The organism is uncultured Flavobacterium sp. (genome assembly GCF_963975005.1).
In the GTDB taxonomy this organism is placed as follows: domain Bacteria; phylum Bacteroidota; class Bacteroidia; order Flavobacteriales; family Flavobacteriaceae; genus Flavobacterium.
On sequence record NZ_CAXBFR010000017.1, the window covers coordinates 1 to 19,779 of the forward strand.

18 protein-coding genes are annotated in these 19,779 nt (G+C 28.1%); 8 read left to right on the forward strand and 10 right to left on the reverse strand.

Annotated features, from left to right (window positions below):
- Positions 1-129 precede the first annotated feature (129 nt).
- Complete coding sequence (guaA, locus tag AACZ53_RS03550) at positions 130-1,659, reverse strand: glutamine-hydrolyzing GMP synthase (RefSeq protein WP_339834853.1); 1,530 nt, start codon at positions 1,657-1,659, stop codon at positions 130-132.
- Between the two features lie 57 nt (positions 1,660-1,716).
- Complete coding sequence (gene corA, locus AACZ53_RS03555) at positions 1,717-2,787, reverse strand: magnesium/cobalt transporter CorA (protein ID WP_339834854.1); 1,071 nt, start codon at positions 2,785-2,787, stop codon at positions 1,717-1,719.
- A gap of 74 nt (positions 2,788-2,861) precedes the next feature.
- Here corA and hutI point away from each other — a divergent pair, with 74 nt between their 5' ends.
- The gene (gene hutI / locus AACZ53_RS03560; RefSeq protein ID WP_339834855.1) at positions 2,862-4,100 is read left to right on the forward strand and encodes an imidazolonepropionase; all 1,239 of its coding nucleotides are present in this window, start codon (positions 2,862-2,864) and stop codon (positions 4,098-4,100) included.
- 46 nt (positions 4,101-4,146) lie between these two features.
- Here hutI and AACZ53_RS03565 read toward each other — a convergent pair whose 3' ends face one another.
- On the reverse strand, positions 4,147-5,031 hold the full coding sequence (locus tag AACZ53_RS03565) for a hypothetical protein (protein ID WP_339834857.1): 885 nt from the start codon (positions 5,029-5,031) through the stop codon (positions 4,147-4,149).
- A gap of 100 nt (positions 5,032-5,131) precedes the next feature.
- On the opposite strand from AACZ53_RS03565, the gene AACZ53_RS03570 reads away from it, so the two are divergent.
- Both AACZ53_RS03570 and AACZ53_RS03575 read left to right on the forward strand, forming a co-directional pair.
- Complete coding sequence (locus AACZ53_RS03570; protein ID WP_339834858.1) at positions 5,132-6,163, forward strand: formimidoylglutamase; 1,032 nt, start codon at positions 5,132-5,134, stop codon at positions 6,161-6,163.
- A gap of 111 nt (positions 6,164-6,274) precedes the next feature.
- Positions 6,275-7,528 (forward strand): DEAD/DEAH box helicase, encoded by a 1,254-nt coding sequence (locus AACZ53_RS03575; RefSeq protein WP_339834860.1) that lies wholly within the window; start codon positions 6,275-6,277, stop codon positions 7,526-7,528.
- 41 nt (positions 7,529-7,569) lie between these two features.
- Here the strand turns inward: AACZ53_RS03575 and AACZ53_RS03580 are convergent, their stop codons facing one another.
- The 5 genes from AACZ53_RS03580 to holA all read right to left on the reverse strand — a co-directional run bounded on the left by AACZ53_RS03580 (position 7,570) and on the right by holA (position 13,442).
- On the reverse strand, positions 7,570-8,130 hold the full coding sequence (locus AACZ53_RS03580) for a hypothetical protein (RefSeq protein ID WP_339834861.1): 561 nt from the start codon (positions 8,128-8,130) through the stop codon (positions 7,570-7,572).
- A 1-nt stretch (position 8,131) separates the two neighbouring features.
- Positions 8,132-10,231 (reverse strand): ATP-binding protein, encoded by a 2,100-nt coding sequence (locus tag AACZ53_RS03585; RefSeq protein ID WP_339834862.1) that lies wholly within the window; start codon positions 10,229-10,231, stop codon positions 8,132-8,134.
- A 114-nt stretch (positions 10,232-10,345) separates the two neighbouring features.
- Positions 10,346-12,037, reverse strand: coding sequence for an energy-dependent translational throttle protein EttA (gene ettA, locus AACZ53_RS03590; RefSeq protein WP_339834864.1), 1,692 nt, complete (start codon positions 12,035-12,037; stop codon positions 10,346-10,348).
- 71 nt (positions 12,038-12,108) lie between these two features.
- Entirely contained in the window at positions 12,109-12,291 is a 183-nt protein-coding gene (locus tag AACZ53_RS03595) for a CAL67264 family membrane protein (RefSeq protein ID WP_026715924.1), read from the reverse strand.
- Between the two features lie 146 nt (positions 12,292-12,437).
- On the reverse strand, positions 12,438-13,442 hold the full coding sequence (gene holA, locus AACZ53_RS03600) for a DNA polymerase III subunit delta (protein ID WP_339834867.1): 1,005 nt from the start codon (positions 13,440-13,442) through the stop codon (positions 12,438-12,440).
- A gap of 61 nt (positions 13,443-13,503) precedes the next feature.
- Between holA and AACZ53_RS03605 the strand changes: the two genes are divergently transcribed.
- The 5 genes from AACZ53_RS03605 to AACZ53_RS03625 all read left to right on the forward strand — a co-directional run bounded on the left by AACZ53_RS03605 (position 13,504) and on the right by AACZ53_RS03625 (position 17,926).
- Positions 13,504-13,956: a type I restriction enzyme HsdR N-terminal domain-containing protein gene (locus tag AACZ53_RS03605; protein WP_339834868.1), complete on the forward strand. Its 453-nt coding sequence runs from the start codon at positions 13,504-13,506 to the stop codon at positions 13,954-13,956.
- A complete protein-coding gene (locus tag AACZ53_RS03610) occupies positions 13,949-14,944 on the forward strand; it encodes a glycosyltransferase family 2 protein (RefSeq protein ID WP_339834869.1) in 996 nt (331 codons plus the stop codon). The genes AACZ53_RS03605 and AACZ53_RS03610 overlap by 8 nt, the downstream gene beginning before the upstream one ends.
- A 69-nt stretch (positions 14,945-15,013) precedes the next feature.
- A complete protein-coding gene (locus AACZ53_RS03615; protein ID WP_339834871.1) occupies positions 15,014-15,847 on the forward strand; it encodes an OmpA family protein in 834 nt (277 codons plus the stop codon).
- Between the two features lie 180 nt (positions 15,848-16,027).
- Complete coding sequence (locus AACZ53_RS03620) at positions 16,028-16,528, forward strand: hypothetical protein (protein WP_339834873.1); 501 nt, start codon at positions 16,028-16,030, stop codon at positions 16,526-16,528.
- Positions 16,529-16,678: 150 nt separating this feature from the next.
- Positions 16,679-17,926 (forward strand): alpha/beta hydrolase-fold protein, encoded by a 1,248-nt coding sequence (locus AACZ53_RS03625; RefSeq protein ID WP_339834875.1) that lies wholly within the window; start codon positions 16,679-16,681, stop codon positions 17,924-17,926.
- Positions 17,927-18,097: 171 nt separating this feature from the next.
- Here AACZ53_RS03625 and AACZ53_RS03630 read toward each other — a convergent pair whose 3' ends face one another.
- Positions 18,098-19,117 carry a carboxypeptidase-like regulatory domain-containing protein gene (locus AACZ53_RS03630; protein ID WP_339834877.1) on the reverse strand — a complete coding sequence of 340 codons (1,020 nt, stop codon included), beginning with the start codon at positions 19,115-19,117 and terminating at the stop codon, positions 18,098-18,100.
- A 7-nt stretch (positions 19,118-19,124) separates the two neighbouring features.
- Positions 19,125-19,745 carry an L-threonylcarbamoyladenylate synthase gene (locus AACZ53_RS03635; protein ID WP_339834879.1) on the reverse strand — a complete coding sequence of 207 codons (621 nt, stop codon included), beginning with the start codon at positions 19,743-19,745 and terminating at the stop codon, positions 19,125-19,127.
- Positions 19,746-19,779 lie beyond the last annotated feature (34 nt).

Consider the following 19,779-nt stretch of genomic DNA (forward strand, 5'->3'; position numbering starts at 1 on the left):
ATAGCAAAACTAAAAATAAAACTAATTTTCTACTCATAAGTGTAAAATTACTTTCCCTTTTTTGGTGAACTTTTAAAATCATAATTTAAGATTTGGGTTAAACTTTAATTATTAAAAAGAATAAAATTTTTATTCCCATTCTATTGTTGCTGGTGGTTTAGAACTAATGTCATAAACTACTCTATTAACACCTTTAACTTTATTTATTATCTCATTAGATATTTTCATTAAAAACTCATACGGTAAATGTACCCAATCAGCTGTCATACCATCAGTAGATTCAACAGCTCTTAAAGCTACTACTTTTTCATATGTGCGTTCATCTCCCATTACTCCAACGCTATTTACAGGTAATAAAATTGCACCAGCTTGCCATACTTTATCATACAATCCATGCTCTTTTAAACCATTAATAAAAATTGCATCTACTTCTTGAAGAATATCTACTTTTTCTTGAGTAATATCTCCTAAAATTCTAATAGCTAAACCTGGTCCAGGAAAAGGATGTCTTCCTAATAATTCAGGATCTATTCCTAAGGTTTTGCCTACTCTTCTTACTTCATCTTTAAACAACATTCGAAGAGGTTCGACAATTTTCAATTTCATAAAATCAGGCAAACCACCAACATTATGATGAGATTTTATCGTTGCTGAAGGTCCATTAACTGATATTGATTCAATAACATCTGGATAGATAGTTCCTTGAGCTAACCATTTTACGTCTTTTAATTGGTTTGCTTCATCATCAAAAACTTCAATAAAAGCATTACCAATTGCCTTACGTTTTGTCTCTGGATCATCTACACCTGCAAGAGCTTTCAAAAAGCGTGCCGAAGCATCAACTCCCTTAACGTTTAAACCCATACCTTTGTATTGGTTTAAAACGCTAACATACTCATCCTTACGTAATAAGCCATTGTTTACAAAGATACAATATAAATTTTTTCCAATAGCTTTATGCAATAAAACTGCAGCAACAGTTGAGTCAACTCCACCAGAAAGACCTAAAACTACTTTATCGTCTTTGACTTTGTTTTTTAGTTCTTCAATCATTTCTTCCACAAAAGCGTTTGGAGTAAAATTTTGAGGAACTTCAGCAATTTTTACTAAAAAGTTTTCTAACATTTGCTTTCCATCAGTTGAATGATAAACTTCTGGATGATATTGAATAGCATAAGTCGTTTCACCTTCAATTTTGTAAGCTGCATTTTCTACATCTTTTGTACTTGCAATTCTTACTGCGTTTGTTGGCAAAGTTTTAATTGTGTCTGAATGACTCATCCAAACTTGACTATCTTTACTAATATTTTCTAAAAAAGGTTCATTTTCTTTTATGAACGATAAATTAGCTCTTCCATATTCTCTTATGTTTGAAGGAGCTACTTCTCCACCAGAAAAATGGGCTAAATATTGAGCACCATAACAAACTGCTAATAGAGGCTTTTTACCTCTAATCTCTGACAAGTCAGGATGTGGTGCATCTTCAGCTCTAACAGAAAATGGACTACCCGATAATATTACGGCTTTAAAAGTTGACAAATCCTTTGGAGGATTGTTGTAAGGATATATTTCGCAAAATATATTAAGTTCACGAACTCGTCTAGCGATTAGCTGAGTGTATTGTGAACCGAAATCTAAAATTAGTACGTTGTGTTGCATTTGGCAAAATTAATTCTTTATTTGGGTTTTAAAAATTACTTAACAACAAATGTTAAACTAAAACCATTTTTTCTTTTTAAAATAATAAATCATCGATAAAACGATAACAAACATGATTCCAAGGACGAAGAAATAACTGTATTTCCAATGTAATTCTGGTAAATTATCAAAATTCATCCCATATATTCCAGCAATAAATGTTAACGGCATAAAAACAGAAGAAATTACAGTCAGTATTTTCATAACTTCATTCATTCTATGACTTTGTGCTGTGTAAAAAAAGTTACTAGCACTGTCTAAAGCATTCATATCATATTCAATTTGCTCAATTAACTCAAGCGTTTTTTGATGTAGTCTTCCAAAATAAACAAAATTTGATGGCTCAATAAAGTTTAATTCATCATCATATTTAATTGTTTTTATTGTATATAATGCGTCTCTCAAGGGAATTACGGAACGCTTTAGTAAATGTAAAATTTCTCTAGCCTTTTCAATATCTTGCATTATAAAAGGATCATCAGAAACTTTTGATAGCGCCAATAATTCTTCTATTTTATTTTCTTTTTCTTCAATTGTAATATAAAAATTTTCAATAATCGCATCTAACAAAAGATACAAAAGAAAATCCACTTTCTTTTTTCTTACTATTCCAACATTTGTTCTTAATCGTTCTCTAATGTGTGTAAAAAAATCGCCTCTTTTTTCTTGAAAAGAAACAATTAAATCTTCTTGCAATAAAAAACTAATTTGTTCAATGCTAATTGAGTCTTTGTCTTCGTTAGGCAAAATTGATTTAACACTAAAGAATAATGTGTTGTCTAATTCATCTAAGCTTGTTCCTCTAGAAATATTAACAATATCTGATACAATTAAAGGATTTAATTTTAGATTTTCAGTTAACTTTTTAATAAGTTCAACATTGTTTAGTCCATGAATATTTAACCAATTACTTTTTGTATTGACTTTAGAATTAAAAAACTCATCTGTAGAAATTTTTTGAAATTCAATTAAACTTTCATCATTATATACAAATAACTGTAATTCAGTTTCTTTATCTTTATAAATTCCGGTATATTCAACTTGAGTTGGTTGAATTTTTCTACCTTTTTTATATTTAATTTTTCTCAAAATTCTAAATTTTATAGTTCAAAGATAGGAGTTTTTAAAAATCGAGTCTACTTTTACAAAAATTATTACAAACAATGAAAACACTACTTATTAACATTAAAGAATTGCTTCAAGTTAGAGAAAACTCAATAGAAATAGTGTCTGGCAAAGAAATGAATGTTTTACCTATAATTAATGATGCTTTTTTACTGCTTGATAATAATATTATTTCTGACTTTGGAAAGATGGTTGATTGTCCTAAAATTAATGAGGCTGAAATTATTGATGTAACAGGGAAAATAGTTTTGCCAACTTGGGTTGATAGCCATACCCATATTGTTTATGCTGGTAATCGCATTCAAGAATTTGTGGATAGAATAAATGGTCTTTCTTATGAAGAAATTGCAACTCGTGGTGGTGGAATATTAAATTCGGCGCAAAAACTTAACGAAACTTCTGAAAATGATATTTATGAACAATCTAAACTTCGATTAGAAGAAGTTATGCAACAAGGAACTGGAGCTGTTGAAATAAAATCGGGTTATGGTTTAACTGTTGAAGGTGAATTAAAAATGCTACGAGTAATAAAAAAATTAAAAGAAAATTATCCCATTAAAATTAAAGCAACTTTTTTAGGAGCACATGCATTTCCTATTGAATTTAAAGAAAATCATACAGCTTATATTGATTTGATTATTAATAAAATGATTCCGAAAATTGCTGAAGAGAATTTAGCAGACTATATTGATGCATTTTTAGAAACTGGCTATTTTTCAGTTGCTGAAACTATCAAAATAATACAAGCTGGAAGAAAATATGGTTTACAAGCAAAAATTCATGTGAATCAGTTTACAGCAATTGATGGAATAAAGGCTTGTGTTGAAAACAATGCTTTATCGGTAGATCATTTAGAAGTTGTGACTGATGAAGATATTGAAGTTTTAAAAAACAGCAAAACTATGCCTGTAGCTTTACCAAGTTGCTCTTATTTTATTACAATTCCTTATACTCCAGCCCGAAAAATGATTGATGCTGGATTACCTTTAGCAATTGCTACTGACTTTAATCCTGGTACAACTCCATCTGGAAATATGAATTTTGTTGTAGCTGCAGCTTGTATAAAAATGAAAATGACACCAGAAGAAGCTATTAATGCTGCTACCATAAATGGTGCTTATGCTATGGGAATTTCAGAAACTCATGGTAGCATTACTAAAGGAAAAAAAGCAAATATTATTATTACAAAACCACTGACCTCTTTTTATCAGTTACCTTATGAATTTACCAGTAATTTGATTGATAAAGTAATGATTGAAGGTCAATTTATTTCATAAAAAAAGCATCACTTTTGTGATGCTTTTTTATACTATTCAGTTTTAATTATCTCAAATCAAAAGTAGAGTTAGCAACTAAGTCTCCTTTACTAAAAATATTAATGTAATATTTTCCTTTTGCAAAGTCTTTACCTGATAATTCTTCATAAACATCTACTGTGCTGTTTTCGAATTTTACTTTTGAAATAAAACTATAAGTTAATAATTTATCATTAAAAGTAATTGATTTTTTATCTCCTAGAACATTATTAGAAGCATCAATTACCTGAATATAATATTCTCTTTCTCCTGATTTAGCCATTGAATTTTCGGCAATTGTAAAGCTAATTTTTAATTTATCTGCTCTACTTGCTTTTTCAGTTTCAATTTGTTTTCCAGAACTTCTTTCTTTTACAGCAATCGTTTTTAGATTAACAATAATTAATTTTTGTCCTTTTTCAACTGTTTTTGATAACTTTTCATTTTGATTGACTAAAGTATCATTGTATTTTTTTGATTCATCCAAAACTACATTTGTACTATCTAAATTTTTAGTTAGTAATATGTTTTCTTCTTTAAGTTTGGTGTTTTCAGCTATTAGACTGTCCATTTCTCTTTTTAAACGAATATAGTCGTTTTTATAATTAGCAACTGATTCCCCTTTTTTAACTCTTACAATTAAAGCTTCAACCTTTGCTTTTTCAGCCTCAAGTTCTTCTTTTAAAGAAGTATTACTAGCAATTTCACTATCATACATAGCTTTCATTTGTTCTAAATCATTTAAAACTAATTCTTTCTCTGAAAGTATTTTATCATACTTTCCTTCAGTTAACTCAATTTCTTTTTTTGAGTCAGAACTCATTTTAAACATATAGGCCATACTACCTAATAACAATAAAGATAATATTAGAATTATTGCCTTTAATTTTGAATTGTTTTGATTGCTTTCCATTTTTAATATTTTTTTTTTAAAGTACAAATGTACATTCTTTAGATTTAATAACGAAAATATATAAGATTATAGTATTTTTGAATTCTATTTTTTTTTATTTATGGATAATTTAATACCCTTTAGCATTTCTGATTTAGCTGCAATTACAAACCATAGAAGTGGTGAAGTAAAATTTGGAGAACGAATTATTACAATACCTAAAGATACTACAATTTTAGATTTTATTTCTAAATCTGATGCTCTTTTTGTTTTATTTGGTATTCCAGAAGACATAGGAGTGAAAGCTAATTTTGGCAGAACTGGAACTGCTTCTGCCTACTCAAGTGCGATAAAAAGCCTTGTAAACATTCAACATAATAAGTTTTGCAAAGGAAATAAACTTATACTATTAGGCCATTTGAATGTAGAAAATGAAATGAAGAAAGCTGCCTCTTTACATCCAAATAATAAAGAAGAGCGAAAAGAACTTTTTAAATTAGTTGAACAAATAGATAAAGAAGTTTCGCATATAGTTAGTGTTATTGTAAAACATGGGAAAATTCCAATAATTATTGGCGGTGGACATAACAACGCTTATGGAAATATTAAAGGATTAGCATTAGGAAAAGGAAAAATGGTTAATGCCATTAATTTTGATGCTCATACTGATTTTAGAATTATGGAAGGAAGACATTCTGGAAATGGTTTTACTTATGCTTTTGAAGAACAATTTTTAAAAAAATATTTCGTTTTTGGACTTCATGAAGGGTTTGTTTCTAAAAGTGTTTTTAACACTATAAAATCTATTCCTGATTCGATTAATTACAATACTTATGAAGAAATTGATGTTAGAAAAGAAAAAAATTTCGATACTGAGTTAGATGTAGCATTAGACTTTATAAAAAATGAGCCTTTTGGAATTGAATTAGACTTAGATGCTATACCAGGTGTATACTCTAGTGCTATGACTAATTCAGGATTTGGTGTTGATAAAGCCCGTCAATTTGTACATCATTTTGGAAAAAATAAAAATGCCTCTTATTTGCACATTTGTGAAGGAGCACCAGATTTAGATCAAACCAACAATAATCATTTAACAGGTAAACTAATAGCTTACTTGATTACTGATTTCATGAAAAGTAGAATGTTATAATTTTTGTACTATTGTTCTTAGCTAATAAAGTTACTGTTTTTACATTTTACCTAGTTATCAAATAAAAAAACAACTCTATTTTTTTTGATTACCTTTGTAAAAAAAAAATAAATGACTTTTAAAGAATTAAATTTAATTCCCAACATACAACAAGCGGTTGAAGAGATTGGTTATGAAAAACCAACTCCAATACAAGAACAAGCAATCCCAGCAGTTTTAGAAGGTTTAGACTTAGTTGCTTGTGCACAAACAGGTACAGGAAAAACAGGTGCCTTTGCTATTCCAATCATCAATTTAATACATAGAATTGTTGGTTCTTCTAACAAGAAATCAAAACATATTCGAACACTAGTAGTAACTCCTACTCGTGAATTAGCTATTCAAATTCAAGAAAACTTTGATTCTTATGGAAAATACACCAATATAAGATCAATGGTTATTTTTGGTGGAGTAAGTCAAGTTTCACAAGTTGATCAATTAAGAAAAGGAGTTGATGTATTAATCGCAACACCAGGAAGACTTTTAGACCTAAACAAACAAGGCTATATTGATTTAGATTATTTGCATCATTTAGTTTTAGATGAAGCTGATCAAATGTTAGACATGGGTTTTATTAATGATGTAAAAAAAATTGTTAAACTAACTCCAGATAATCGTCAAACATTATTGTTTTCTGCTACTATGCCAGTTGCAATTAGAGAATTGGCTGATAAATTTTTAACCAATCCAAAATACATTTCTGTCGATCCAATTTCTAGTACAGCTGAAAAAGTTGATCAAAAAGTATATTTTGTTGACAAAGGTGATAAACGCAAATTATTATATCATTTAATTAAAAATGATGATTTAAAAAATATTTTAGTTTTTACAAGAACCAAACACGGAGCAGATAATGTGGTAAAAGCACTAGAAAAAGATGGTGTTAAAGCAGCTGCAATTCATGGAAACAAGTCACAAAATGCCAGACAAAGAGCTTTAAAAGATTTTAAAGATCAGAAAATTTCTGTTTTAGTAGCTACTGATATTGCTGCAAGAGGTATCGATATTGATGACTTGCCTTTTGTAATAAATTTTGACATTCCAAATATATCAGAAACTTATGTTCACCGTATTGGTAGAACTGGTAGAGCAGGAAAAAGTGGATTAGCAATTTCATTCTGTGATAAAGAAGAAAAAGCTTATTTAAAAGATATTGAAAAGTTAATTAGAATAAAAATTAAGGTCGTTGAAGATCATCCTTATGTTTTAGATCTAAACGCTGTTTCTAATAGTACAGATAAAAAACCTGATTTAAGAAATAAGAATAAAGATACTAATTCCAGAAAATCTGAAACTTCAAAGAAGAATAAGAAACGTTGGTATTAATTAATTGATAAAAAAAAGAAGCTAAAATATAGCTTCTTTTTTTATTTTGCGACTGTTTTACTTCTAATCTCTTTAAAAGAATAAGTCATCTTATCTAATTTATTTTTTAATTTTTCTTTATTCTCCATTAATGTCCATGTCATAATTTGGTAATACGACTTTTGAGATTTTATAAAAGCCAATTGATAGTAAACTTTATATTCATTCACTTTTCCTTCAAATTCAATAACCTTAGCTTCTAATCCATTTATTAAAGTGTCTTTCTCTTTTGAAACTTTTTTAATGTTTGCTTCAGGTTCAAATCCATCAATTATTAATTTTGAGTATCCATTTAAATTTGGTTTATATAGATCAACTAAATCATTATCAACAATACTAGTGTTAAATTGTTCTGCACTTTCATCAATAACAACAACATATATTTCTTTAAAAATATTTTGATATTGTAAAGAAGCTTCATCATTTAATTCATTCGTTTTGGACATATTTGTATAAACGTCCAATGAATATTGATTTTTAATTGTTATGGTTTCAATTTTTGAATCATCTTGACAAGATTGAAAAAACAAGAATAAGCCAAAAAATAAAGTAAATATTCTCATTTTATATAGTTAAATATTTATGAATAATTGAAACTAGCTCTTTTTCATCAAAAGGTTTTATAATAACTTCATCAATTTCTGATTGAGATATTTTATTTTTAATTTCGTTTACATCTGAAGCTGTTAATGCTATTATCGGCAAATTAGGATTTGTTTTTTTTATTCTTATAGCTGTTTCAAAACCATCAATTTCAGGCATATTAATATCCATTAGTATAATATCATGTTTATTAATTTCTAATTCCTCAATTGCCTGAAAACCTCCATCAACAACTGTTGCTGAAAAATTATTTTTTTCTATAATTTTCTTTGTTATTAATTGATTGATTTTGTTGTCTTCTACAATTAATACTTTTATGGATTGCTTTGATTTTTTTAATTTCTTTTTTACTTTTTTTAAAGTTGTTATATTTTTATCTGGTTCAAGTCTAAAATTCAACTCTAAATGTATTACTGTTCCTGTATTTTCTTTACTTTGTAGGGTAATTTTTCCGTTCAAAATCTCAACTAGACTTTTTACTATATATAATCCCAATCCGGTTCCCTGATAATCAGTTTGCCTTCTATTTAATTGAATAAACTTATTGAAAATTAATTTTTGTTCATGTTCATCAATTCCAATTCCATTATCTTTTATGTTAATTTGAACTTTAATGTCTTTTTCTGTTTTATTTAAAATCTTGACATCAATTTCTACTAGTCCATTGTTTGTGAATTTCAAAGCGTTTGTAATCAAATTCATTATAACTTGGACAAATTTTGTCTTGTCGCCATAAACATGTTTGGGAAAATTATCGTCTAGGGTAAATTTTATTTTATTGTTGTTTTGTTTCCCTAAATATTGAAGTGAATTTATGATTTTTTTAATCACTTGTTCAATAGAGAATTCATTTGAGTCTAAAGATAAGTTCTTATTCTCTAACTTATTTGTTTGTAAAATATCGTTAATTAACATTAATAAATAATTGGCCGAAAAACTCAACGATTTAATTTTTTGATTGTTTTTTAACTCTTTATGCTCTTCAATAAGTAAATTAATTAATCCTATAATTCCATATAAAGGTGTTCTTATTTCATGAGTAACTGTTGATACAAATTGACTTTTTAAGTTTGAGTTTTCTTCAGCTTTTAATTTTGCAATTGCTAATTTTGAGTTCTGAGTTTCTAAGACAGTATTTAATTTTGATCTTATTTTGTAATTTCTATAAAGTAGAATGAATAATATTCCAATAATTACGTAGAGTGAAATTAATAAAATATTAATGGTTTTATTTATGCTTAGGCTTTTTATATAGGATTTATTTTCTACTTCAATTCGATCAATTTCTCTTTTATATTCATCTAATTCTATTGAACTTTGAGTTTCTCTAATCTTAGAAATTTTCTCTTCATTAAAAATTTTACTTTTTAAAATCTCTGATTGATTTAAGAAGTAATAAGCTTTGTCATATTTTTTTTGAGTAGCGTAAAATTTTGAAAACTTAAAATACAAATCAGCAATATTACTTTCAATTAATTCTGTCTTATTTTCTCTTGAAATTTCTACTGCTTTTAGATAATATTTTTCAGTTAAAGCATAATTATTTAAATAATTATAATATTCACCCAACAAAGAGTTATAAGTCAATCGCGCTTCTACTTCTCCTCTACTGTTGACATAATTTGCAATTTCATCTAAATAAATTTTTCCAATATTATACCTTTTTTCTGCAAAATAAGCATTTGCAATATTTTGTTTTATGTAGTTAATTTCAACTTCATCTCTTATCTTAATAGCATAAGTTAATGCTTTCTTGTAGTATAATATACTTTTTGCAATATCAACCTTACTATAGGCGTAGACATTTCCAAGGTTGTTATAGATCCACTGCTTAACAGAATCATTTTCTGTTAAATTAGCGTGATTAATCCCTTTCTGATAATATTCAATTGCTTTAGCAGTATCTAAATATTCATCGAAGTTTAGTCCAATAATATTATAGGATTTTGCAATTAATTCATCATCATTTAATTTAACTGCAAAGTTTAAAGCCATTTTAGCTTTATCTAAAGATTTTTGATTTTCTAATTTATTGAAATGATTTCCAGATTCAATTAGCATAGATAAAACTTCCTTTTTCGATTTGGCTTGTTGAGCATAAAAGAAAAAGGAAGCAAATAGTAGTAAAAATGTTACTATATATTTTTTGCTATATAAAATAATGTACTTTTTAAATTATCGTATTAATTTTTTGTATTTTATTCTTGTTGGGGTAACTTCTTTACCTAATCGTTTGCGTTTATTTTCTTCATATTCAGAGAAACTTCCTTCAAAACAATAGACTTCTGAATCTCCTTCAAATGCTAATATGTGAGTACAAACCCTGTCTAAGAACCATCTATCATGCGAAATAATCACGGCACAACCTGCAAAGTTTTCTAAACCTTCTTCAAGTGCACGTAACGTATTGATATCTAAATCATTTGTAGGCTCATCTAGAAGCAAAACGTTTCCTTCTTCTTTTAAAGTCATTGCCAAATGCAATCTGTTACGTTCTCCACCAGAAAGAGTGGCTACTTTTTTGTTCTGTTCGCTTCCACCAAAGTTAAAACGAGAAAGATAGGCTCTCGAATTCACTTGTCTTCCGCCCATCATAACTAATTCTTGACCATCACAGAAATTTTCCCAAATTGATTTTTCTGGATCAATATTTGAATGGGCTTGATCTACATAAGCTATTTTTACTGTATCACCAATTTCAAAAGAACCTGAATCTGGTTGTTGTTCTTCCATAATCATTCTGAAAATAGTTGATTTACCAGCACCATTTGGACCAATAATACCAACAATTCCAGCTTGTGGAAGTGTAAAGTTTAAGTTGTCATATAATAATTTATCTCCAAAAGCTTTAGCTACATTTTTAGCTTCAATTACATTTGTTCCTAATCTTGGACCATTTGGAATATAAATTTCTAATTTTTCGTCTAATGCTTTTTGATCTTCGTTTAATAACTTATCGTAGTTCTGTAAACGTGCTTTTTGTTTGGTTTGTCTTCCTTTTGCTCCTTGACGAACCCAATCCAACTCACGTTCTAAAGTTTTTCTATGTTTAGACGCAGATTTTTCTTCTTGCTCCATACGTTTTGTTTTTTGGTCTAACCAAGAAGAATAGTTTCCTTTCCAAGGAATACCTTCACCTCTATCTAATTCTAAAATCCAACCTGCAACATTATCTAAGAAATATCTATCATGCGTTACAGCAATTACAGTTCCTGGATATTGTTGTAAATGTTGTTCTAACCAAAGTACAGATTCAGCATCTAAGTGATTGGTTGGTTCATCTAACAGTAATACTTCGGGTTGTTGTAATAATAAACGACATAATGCTACACGTCTTCTTTCTCCACCAGAAAGCACACTAATTGGTGTATCTCCTTCTGGAGTTCGAAGAGCATCCATCGCAACTTCTAATTTGTTATCAATTTCCCAAGCACCAGCAGCATCGATTTTGTCTTGTAAATCGGCTTGTCTGTCCATTAGTTTTTGCATTTTATCTGCATCTTCATAAACCTCTGGTAATCCAAACTGATCATTAATTGTATTGAATTCGTCAAGTAAAGCATAAATTTCAGCGGCTCCTTCTCTTACGATTTCTATTACCGTTTTTGTTTCATCTAATTGTGGTTCTTGCTCTAAATAACCTACTTTATAACCTGGTGCGAAAACCAAATCTCCTTGAAAGTTTTTATCTAGACCAGCAATAATCTTTAATAAAGATGATTTACCAGAACCATTTAAACCTAGAATACCAATTTTAGCTCCATAAAAGAAACTTAAATAAATATTTTTTAAAACTTGTTTGTTTGTACTAGAGTAAATCTTATTTACTTTAGACATTGAAAATATTACTTTTTTATCGTCTGACATTTTTTTTGTTTTTATTTGTTGTCTGTTGCATGAAAATCTGTTAATTGCCTTGTCGGAAATCTGAAAACTAATTACATTCTACCCTTTAAGGCATTAAAAACCCATGCAATTGAAAAGAAACCAATTCCTACTGCTGCAAATCCCCAACCGGCAACATCTGCATATCTATAAATTGCTAATCCAATTAGAATGATTCCCATAATAATCATAATGAATGTAGCCCAAGCTAATACTGTATTTTTATTCATTCCCATTTTATCGTTTTTATAAGGATAACAAAGGTATGATTTTCAAGTTCAAAAATCAATGTCAATTGTAAAAATCAATTACAATCTCAATGTCAAAAATCTAAAAATCTATATAACTATCCTTTTTTTCAATCTTTCAATCTTTTGATTTTTTATTTAAATATGTGAATTAACATTTCTTTTAATAAATCGCTTTGAGGTAAAGCATTTGCTCCAACTCCTTTGCTTTTGACATCTATATCTCTTAAAGATGCAATAATTGCACTAACTTTTTTCATAGGGTAATTGCGAAAAGCTACATCATAATCTTTTAAAAAATAAGGATTTATTTTTAAAACCTTTGCCAAATTAGTAGGACTTTTATCTTTAGTTCCATGATATTGCAATACCTGCGAAAAGAAACTAAACACTAAGCTAGTAGTAACTACAATTGGGTTATCTTTTGGGTTTTGAGCAAAATAATCAATAATCTTATAGGCTTTTAATTGATCTTTTTCGCCAATAGCTTTACGCAGTTCAAAATTATTGTAGTCTTTGCTTATTCCGATGTTATCTTCAATGTCTTTTGCAGAAATTGTATGTCCTTTTGGTAAAACAATTTTTAATTTATCTAATTCGTTACTAATTTTTGATAAATCTGTTCCTAAAAATTCAACCAACATTAAACTTGCTTTTGGTTCTATCGCGTAACCTTGCCCTTTTAAAACCTTAGTTATCCAAGTTCCGACTTGATTGTCATATAGTTTTTTACTTTCGTAAACTACACCAGCTTTCGCTAATGTTTTGGTGATTTTTTTACGCTTATCTAACGTTTTGTATTTATACGCGAAAACTAAAACTGTTGATGGCTGTGGGTTTTCCGCATAACTTTCTAACTTATCAATATGTCTTGATAGTTCTTGTGCTTCCTTAACAATAATCACTTGTCTATCAGCCATCATTGGAAAACGTTTTGCACTTGAAACTATATCTTCAATTGAAGAATCTCGGCCATATATTATAGTTTGATTAAAATCACGTTCATGTTCTTGCAATACATTTTCTTCTATAAATTCGGTTAGCTTATCAATATAATAAGGTTCTTCACCCATAAAAAAGTAAATGGGTTTGATGTTTCCGGCTTTTATATCTTTTGTAATTTGAATGACTTCGTCCATATTGAGTATTCAGTGTTCAGTAATTAGTTGGCAGTTTGTAAATTTTGAGTAATTTTGGCTTATGCAAGCATTGAATTTCCCTTCTTATTCTTTCCGATTCAAAAATAGTGAAAATAAAGTGTCTATTTTTGATGAAATCAGAAAAAAATTTATTCTTCTTACTCCAGAAGAATGGGTACGTGTTCATGTTGTTCGTTTTTTGATTGATGAAAAAAAATATCCAAAATCCTATATAAACGTTGAAAAAGTGGTTAAAATTAACGGAATGAATAAACGTTATGATATCATTGTTTTTAATAAAGATGGTTCAATTTTTCTATTGATTGAATGTAAAGCACCAGAAATTACTATTGACCAAACCACATTTGACCAAATTGCACGGTATAATATGACTTTAAAAGCAAATTATTTAATGGTGACTAATGGTCTAAATCATTACTTTTGCCAGATGGATTTTGAAAAAGAACAATATAGTTTTTTAAGAGAATTACCTCACTTTACTTTACATGAATAAAATAGCAGTTGTCATATTAAATTGGAATGGTACAAAGTTGTTACAACAATTTTTACCTTCCGTTATTCAGTATTCTGAAAACGCCAGTATTTATGTTGCTGATAATGCTTCTACTGATGATTCAATTGCAATTTTGAAACGCGATTTTCCTAGTGTGAAGATTATTCAAAATAAATCAAACTATGGATTTGCTAAAGGATATAATGAAGCTCTTCAATTTGTAGAAGAGCCCTTTTATGCTTTAATAAATTCTGATATTGAAGTTACAAAAAAATGGTTAAATCCAATCATTGCATTATTTGATAAGGAACCGAAAACTGCCATAATTCAACCTAAAATTTTAGATTTTAAAAAGAAATCGTATTTTGAATATGCAGGTGCTGGTGGTGGATTTATAGATAAATATGGTTATCCGTTTTGCAGGGGTAGAATTTTTAATACTTTAGAAGAAGATCACGGTCAATATGATGATGAAACCCGAATTTTTTGGGCTTCTGGTGCATGTTTTTTTATTCGTAAAGAAGTATATCATGAATTAAATGGATTTGATGCAGATTTTTTTGCCCATCAAGAAGAAATTGATTTGTGTTGGAGAGCTTTTAATTTAGGGTATATCGCAAAATACACCTATAAATCTTCGGTTTATCATGTTGGTGGAGCTACATTAGATGTTGCTAATCCAAGAAAAACTTTTCTAAATTTTAGAAACTCATTATTTATGTTGGTTAAGAATTTGCCTTTAAACCAAATTCTTCCTGTGCTTTTTATTCGAATGATTTTAGATGGAATTGCTGCATTTAAATTTTTATTTCAAGCAAAACCAAAACATTTTCTTGCTGTTGGAAAAGCACATTTTTATTTTTACTTGAAATTTAACGCTTTTTTTACAAAAAGAAAATCAAATTTAAAAGCTAACTATTTCAAAATTAATTCAATAGTTAGAGCTTATTTTATCAAAAAGCAAAAAACTTTTTTAAAATTATTTTAACAATATTTTATCTTACCATAATTTTGTGAGAGTCAAATTCTATATACATTTGTTAAAAATTTGAAGATTATGAAGAAATTAATTTTATCGCTGTTGGTAATCGCTTTCACAATGACATCTTGTAGATCGAAGAAGAAAATTGCTTCCTTAGAAGCTAAAAACAAAGAGACGCAAGATTTATTAAATACTGCGACCATTAAGTTGAATAACTGTTTGACAGAAAAAAAAGCCTTTGCCGATCAACTTGATTATTTGAAAAAAAATAATTCAGATTTAATTAACAGTTCCAAAGAATTAACTGTTTTAACTTCAAAAGGGGCAACAAATCTTGAAAAATCGTTAGAAAGTCTAAAAGAAAAAGATTTAAAAATCAACCGTTTGCAAGATGCTTTAACTAAAAAAGACAGTGTTACATTAGCTTTAGTTACTAGTTTAAAGAAAGAAGTTGGAATCAATGATCCAGACATTAAAATTAATGTAGAAAAAGGAGTTGTATTTATTTCAATTGCTGATAACTTGTTATTTAAATCAGGAAGTTATGAAGTAAGTGATGGAGCTAAAAATGTTTTAGCTAAAGTAGCAAGAGTAATTAATAGCAAACCCGATTTCGAATGTATGGTTGAAGGTCATACTGATAGTGTTCCATTTAAATCTAATGTTTTATTAGACAATTGGGATTTATCTGTAAAACGTTCTACAGCAATTGTAAGAGTATTACAAAACGATTTAGGAGTTGATCCAAAGCAATTAATTCCAGCTGGTAGAAGTTTTTATGTTCCTTTAGTAGATAATGATTCTCCTTCAAATAGAGCAAAAAATAGAAGGACTAAAATTATCATTTTACCAAAAATCGATCAATTTTACGACATGATTGAAAAAGAAATGAAAAACTTGAGTAAATAATAACCCTAACTCAAATTAAAAAAAAATATAAAAAATCCAAAAGTTAATTCTTTTGGATTTTTTTTGCGGTTTTTAATTATATTTACAAAAGAATATAAATAGCTTAAATTTTAAGAAATGTTAGTTGTTTGTGTTTATGGGTTAGCTAACATAATCAAAAAAAAATATCCTAAGAAAAAAATGAAAAAATTAACTTATGTAGTATTAATACTCTTAACTTTTAGTAGTTATGGACAAGATGTATTTGAATATGAATTTGACGAAAATATTTCTTTAAATGTATTAGAAGAAACAGAAGAAGAAGATTTACCTAATGGTAAATATATTAGGGGTACATTTGAAAATGAAGTTTTAACATTTTCTAGCTCTAATAAAGCCAAAGATAAATTAGCAATAATAAATGAAGAGGGATTATTAAAACTTTTTCAGGGTGTTAAAGACGGAAATTTAAAATCTATTAAAGGAAAACTTATTAATGAAGAAATAATAAATGTCCATGATATTAAAGTATCTAGATTTAAAATTGCATTTTCTTTAGAAGGTCAAAATAAGATAATAGAAAGTTATGTATTTGTCTACAAAAACATAATATATACTCTTCAATTTATGAATAATGAAAGTGAATTTGAAAAATTTAATAATTTTAGAAAAAGTCTTTTAGATTCAATTAATTTTAATTAACCTAATTACTTCACCTAACATCAGTTTTGCAATATGGCTAGTTTTGGTTTAATTTAAAAGTGGTCTTATGTTTGTTTGACCGAATTTTTCGATTTTTAAATTCTTACCATAACCAAGCAGAAAATCGTTAGTTATAATTAAACACAAATAATGAATAAAACACAGATATTAGTCATATTTAGCATTTTATTTTTCTTTCAACAGTCTGTATTCAGTCAGAAAAATCAAGAAAATCAATTTTTGCAAAAAGTAGGAACTTTAGATAGTTTATACTCTGAAAGTTTAAAAGAGTATAGAGAAGTTTACATCCAACTTCCAGCAAGTTACGATCCTAAAAAGAAGGAAAAATATCCAGTCGTTTACATTTTAGATGGAGAAGTTTTTTTACCAACAGTCAATAATGTACAAGATTTTTATAGTGGTGGATTTACTCCCGAAATGGTACTTGTTGGGATTTCTAATGCTCATAATAGAACAAGAGACTTAACAACTTCTAAAATAACCGAGAAATATGGAATACCTTTTAAAGAAGAAAATGGAGGAGCGGAAAATTTTAGTAAGTTTATTGAAACTGAATTGATTCCTTTTATAGAAAAAAAATATCCAGTAACTAATTTTAGAACCTTAATAGGTCATTCTTATGGAGGATTGTTCTCAATTTATACATTTATTAACCATTCTTATCTATTTTCCAATTATTTAGCCATTGACCCAAGTCTTGATTGGGATGACCAAAAATTATTAAAAGAAGCTAAAGAAAAACTTTCAAGTCAAAATTATAAAGGAAAGTCACTCTTTATCTCCTTGAGTGGACAATTACATTTGCAAAACCCAAAGGTTACTATAGAGAATGTAATGCACGATACGTCAGATTTTACACTATTTTCGAGGTCAAATATTGCTTTTTCCAATATGGTTGAACAAAATAAAAACATTGAATTGACTTTCAGATGGAAGTTTTATCCAAAAGATTTACACGGTACAGTTCCATTTCCTTCAATAATGGATGGTTTAATCTTTGGCTTTGAATGGTATCAGATGGAAAACACTGATAAATTCAACTCTCCTTCAACTTCAAAAGAAGAATTATTCAAAATCATAAATTATCGTGCAAAAAAACTTAAAAATTATTTTGGTTATTCGACACCACCTTACCCAGTAGACTTATTAAATGCTCTTGGTTATATGAGTTTAGATATGGAGCAATTAGAAAAATCAAAAATGTTTTTTGAATTTGCAATTGAGTTTTTCCCAAATAATCCAAACACATACGATTCTATGTCAGAATATTATGAAAGAGTTAGGGATTATAACAATGCTATAAAGTTTGCCACAAAAGCTTATGAGATAAACCAAAGTGACTATTATAGAAAGAGAATAGAAACACTAAAAAGATAACAGACACTAAAAATAGCTTTAAGTAATTGCAAGTACCTAACAATAAAATACTTATATAAAAACCTTAGATAGTAATTTAAAAAAACATGTATAAAATCATGTTATTTATATTATTTATTTTTCGGGAGATTTGTCATTATTTTTGATTTATTTCTAAAAATCTGTAAACCATTACTCAATACCATAATTAGAAGGCAACATATCTCCTATTTTCTTTTCAGACAAATCTCCCGAAAAATAAATCTTATCATAATTAGAAAACAATCCATATTTATCAATTACAAAATTATCGGTGTGAAAAATAATTTTAGATTGTTCTCTTCTGTTGTATAACAAACTAAATTCAGCTACAAAATCTTTTGCATGCAAACCTCTTTCTTGTTTTTTAATGATTACTTGCTTTAGTCCTAGTGTATCTTTAATGTATAAATGTTCCTCTGGAATTGTCTGAAAACTTCCTTTAAACAATGTGAATTTATTTTTACTCCATTCTTTATTAGCCATATTTCTAAACAATTCTAGAAAAGAGCCATTGAAAACTTTTTCTCTATTTTTTAATTTTCTATCACTATTATCTATTTCTTCAAAACGAGAAGTTCCTACATAAATACTTGAGTAAACATCATTTCTTTCAATACTAAACTGATTAAATTTTGCATCAAATGTGGTTAAGTCAAAATAAACTTTATAGCCTAAATACGGATTATCTATGATTAAAGGTTTGTCAGCATAAGCTGTAAGCACAAATCTATCGTTATCATACGAAAAGTAAATTTCATCTTCATTCTCTATTTTACATTGATTTCCAGCTCTTGTTGTGCCTAAAAACTGATTTTTAAAGAGAGTCATCATTTGTTTTCTTGAAAATTTATTGTCCATAAGAACAACTTCTCTTAAATCTTCAGTGGATTCTTTTAATATGATTTTATAAGGTTTATCAAAATTTAATTTATTGAGATATACTTTGTCAAACCCAACAAAACTAACTACCAACGTAGCACTTATTTCTGAAGGAAGTGTGATTTTAAATTCTCCATCAAAATTGGTCGATGTTCCAAAAGAAGAACCGTCAAAATAAACTGTTGCTCCGGCTAATGGTTCATCATTCTTATCTACAACAATACCTGTAATACTTTGCGAAAACAAGGTCGAAAAACTCAATACAAAAATAATTATAAAAACTTTTTTCATAAGCAACTTATAATATATCTAAACTACCTTTTCCTTCTCTAATAACTTCTGGTTCATGACCCGATAAATCAATAATAGTTGAAGCTACATTATCACCATAACCACCATCAATTACTAAATCGACTTTGTTTTGCCATTTTTCAAAAATTAATTCTGGATCAGTTGAATACTCAATGACCTCATCATCATCATGTATAGATGTTGAAACAATTGGATTTCCTAACATTTCAACAATTTGTAAAGCAATATTATTGGCTGGAACACGAATACCAACCGTTTTCTTTTTTCTGAATTCTTTCGGTAAATCATTATTCCCTGGTAAAATAAATGTATAAGGCCCAGGTAAAGCTCTCTTTAGTATCTTAAACGTAGCTGTGTCAATTTGCTTTACATAATCAGAAATGTGGCTTAAATCGTTACAAATGAATGAAAAATTGGCTTTATCTAACTTGATGTCTTTGATTTTAGCAATTCTTTCTAAAGCTCTAGAATTGGTAATATCACAACCTAAACCATAGACAGTGTCAGTTGGATAGATAATTAATCCACCATTTCTTAAAACCTCAACCACTTTTTTTATAGAAGCTTCGCTAGGTTTGTCTTCGTATATTCTTATAAATTCTGCCATTGCAACTTGTTTTGGTACTAAATTTGATACTTTT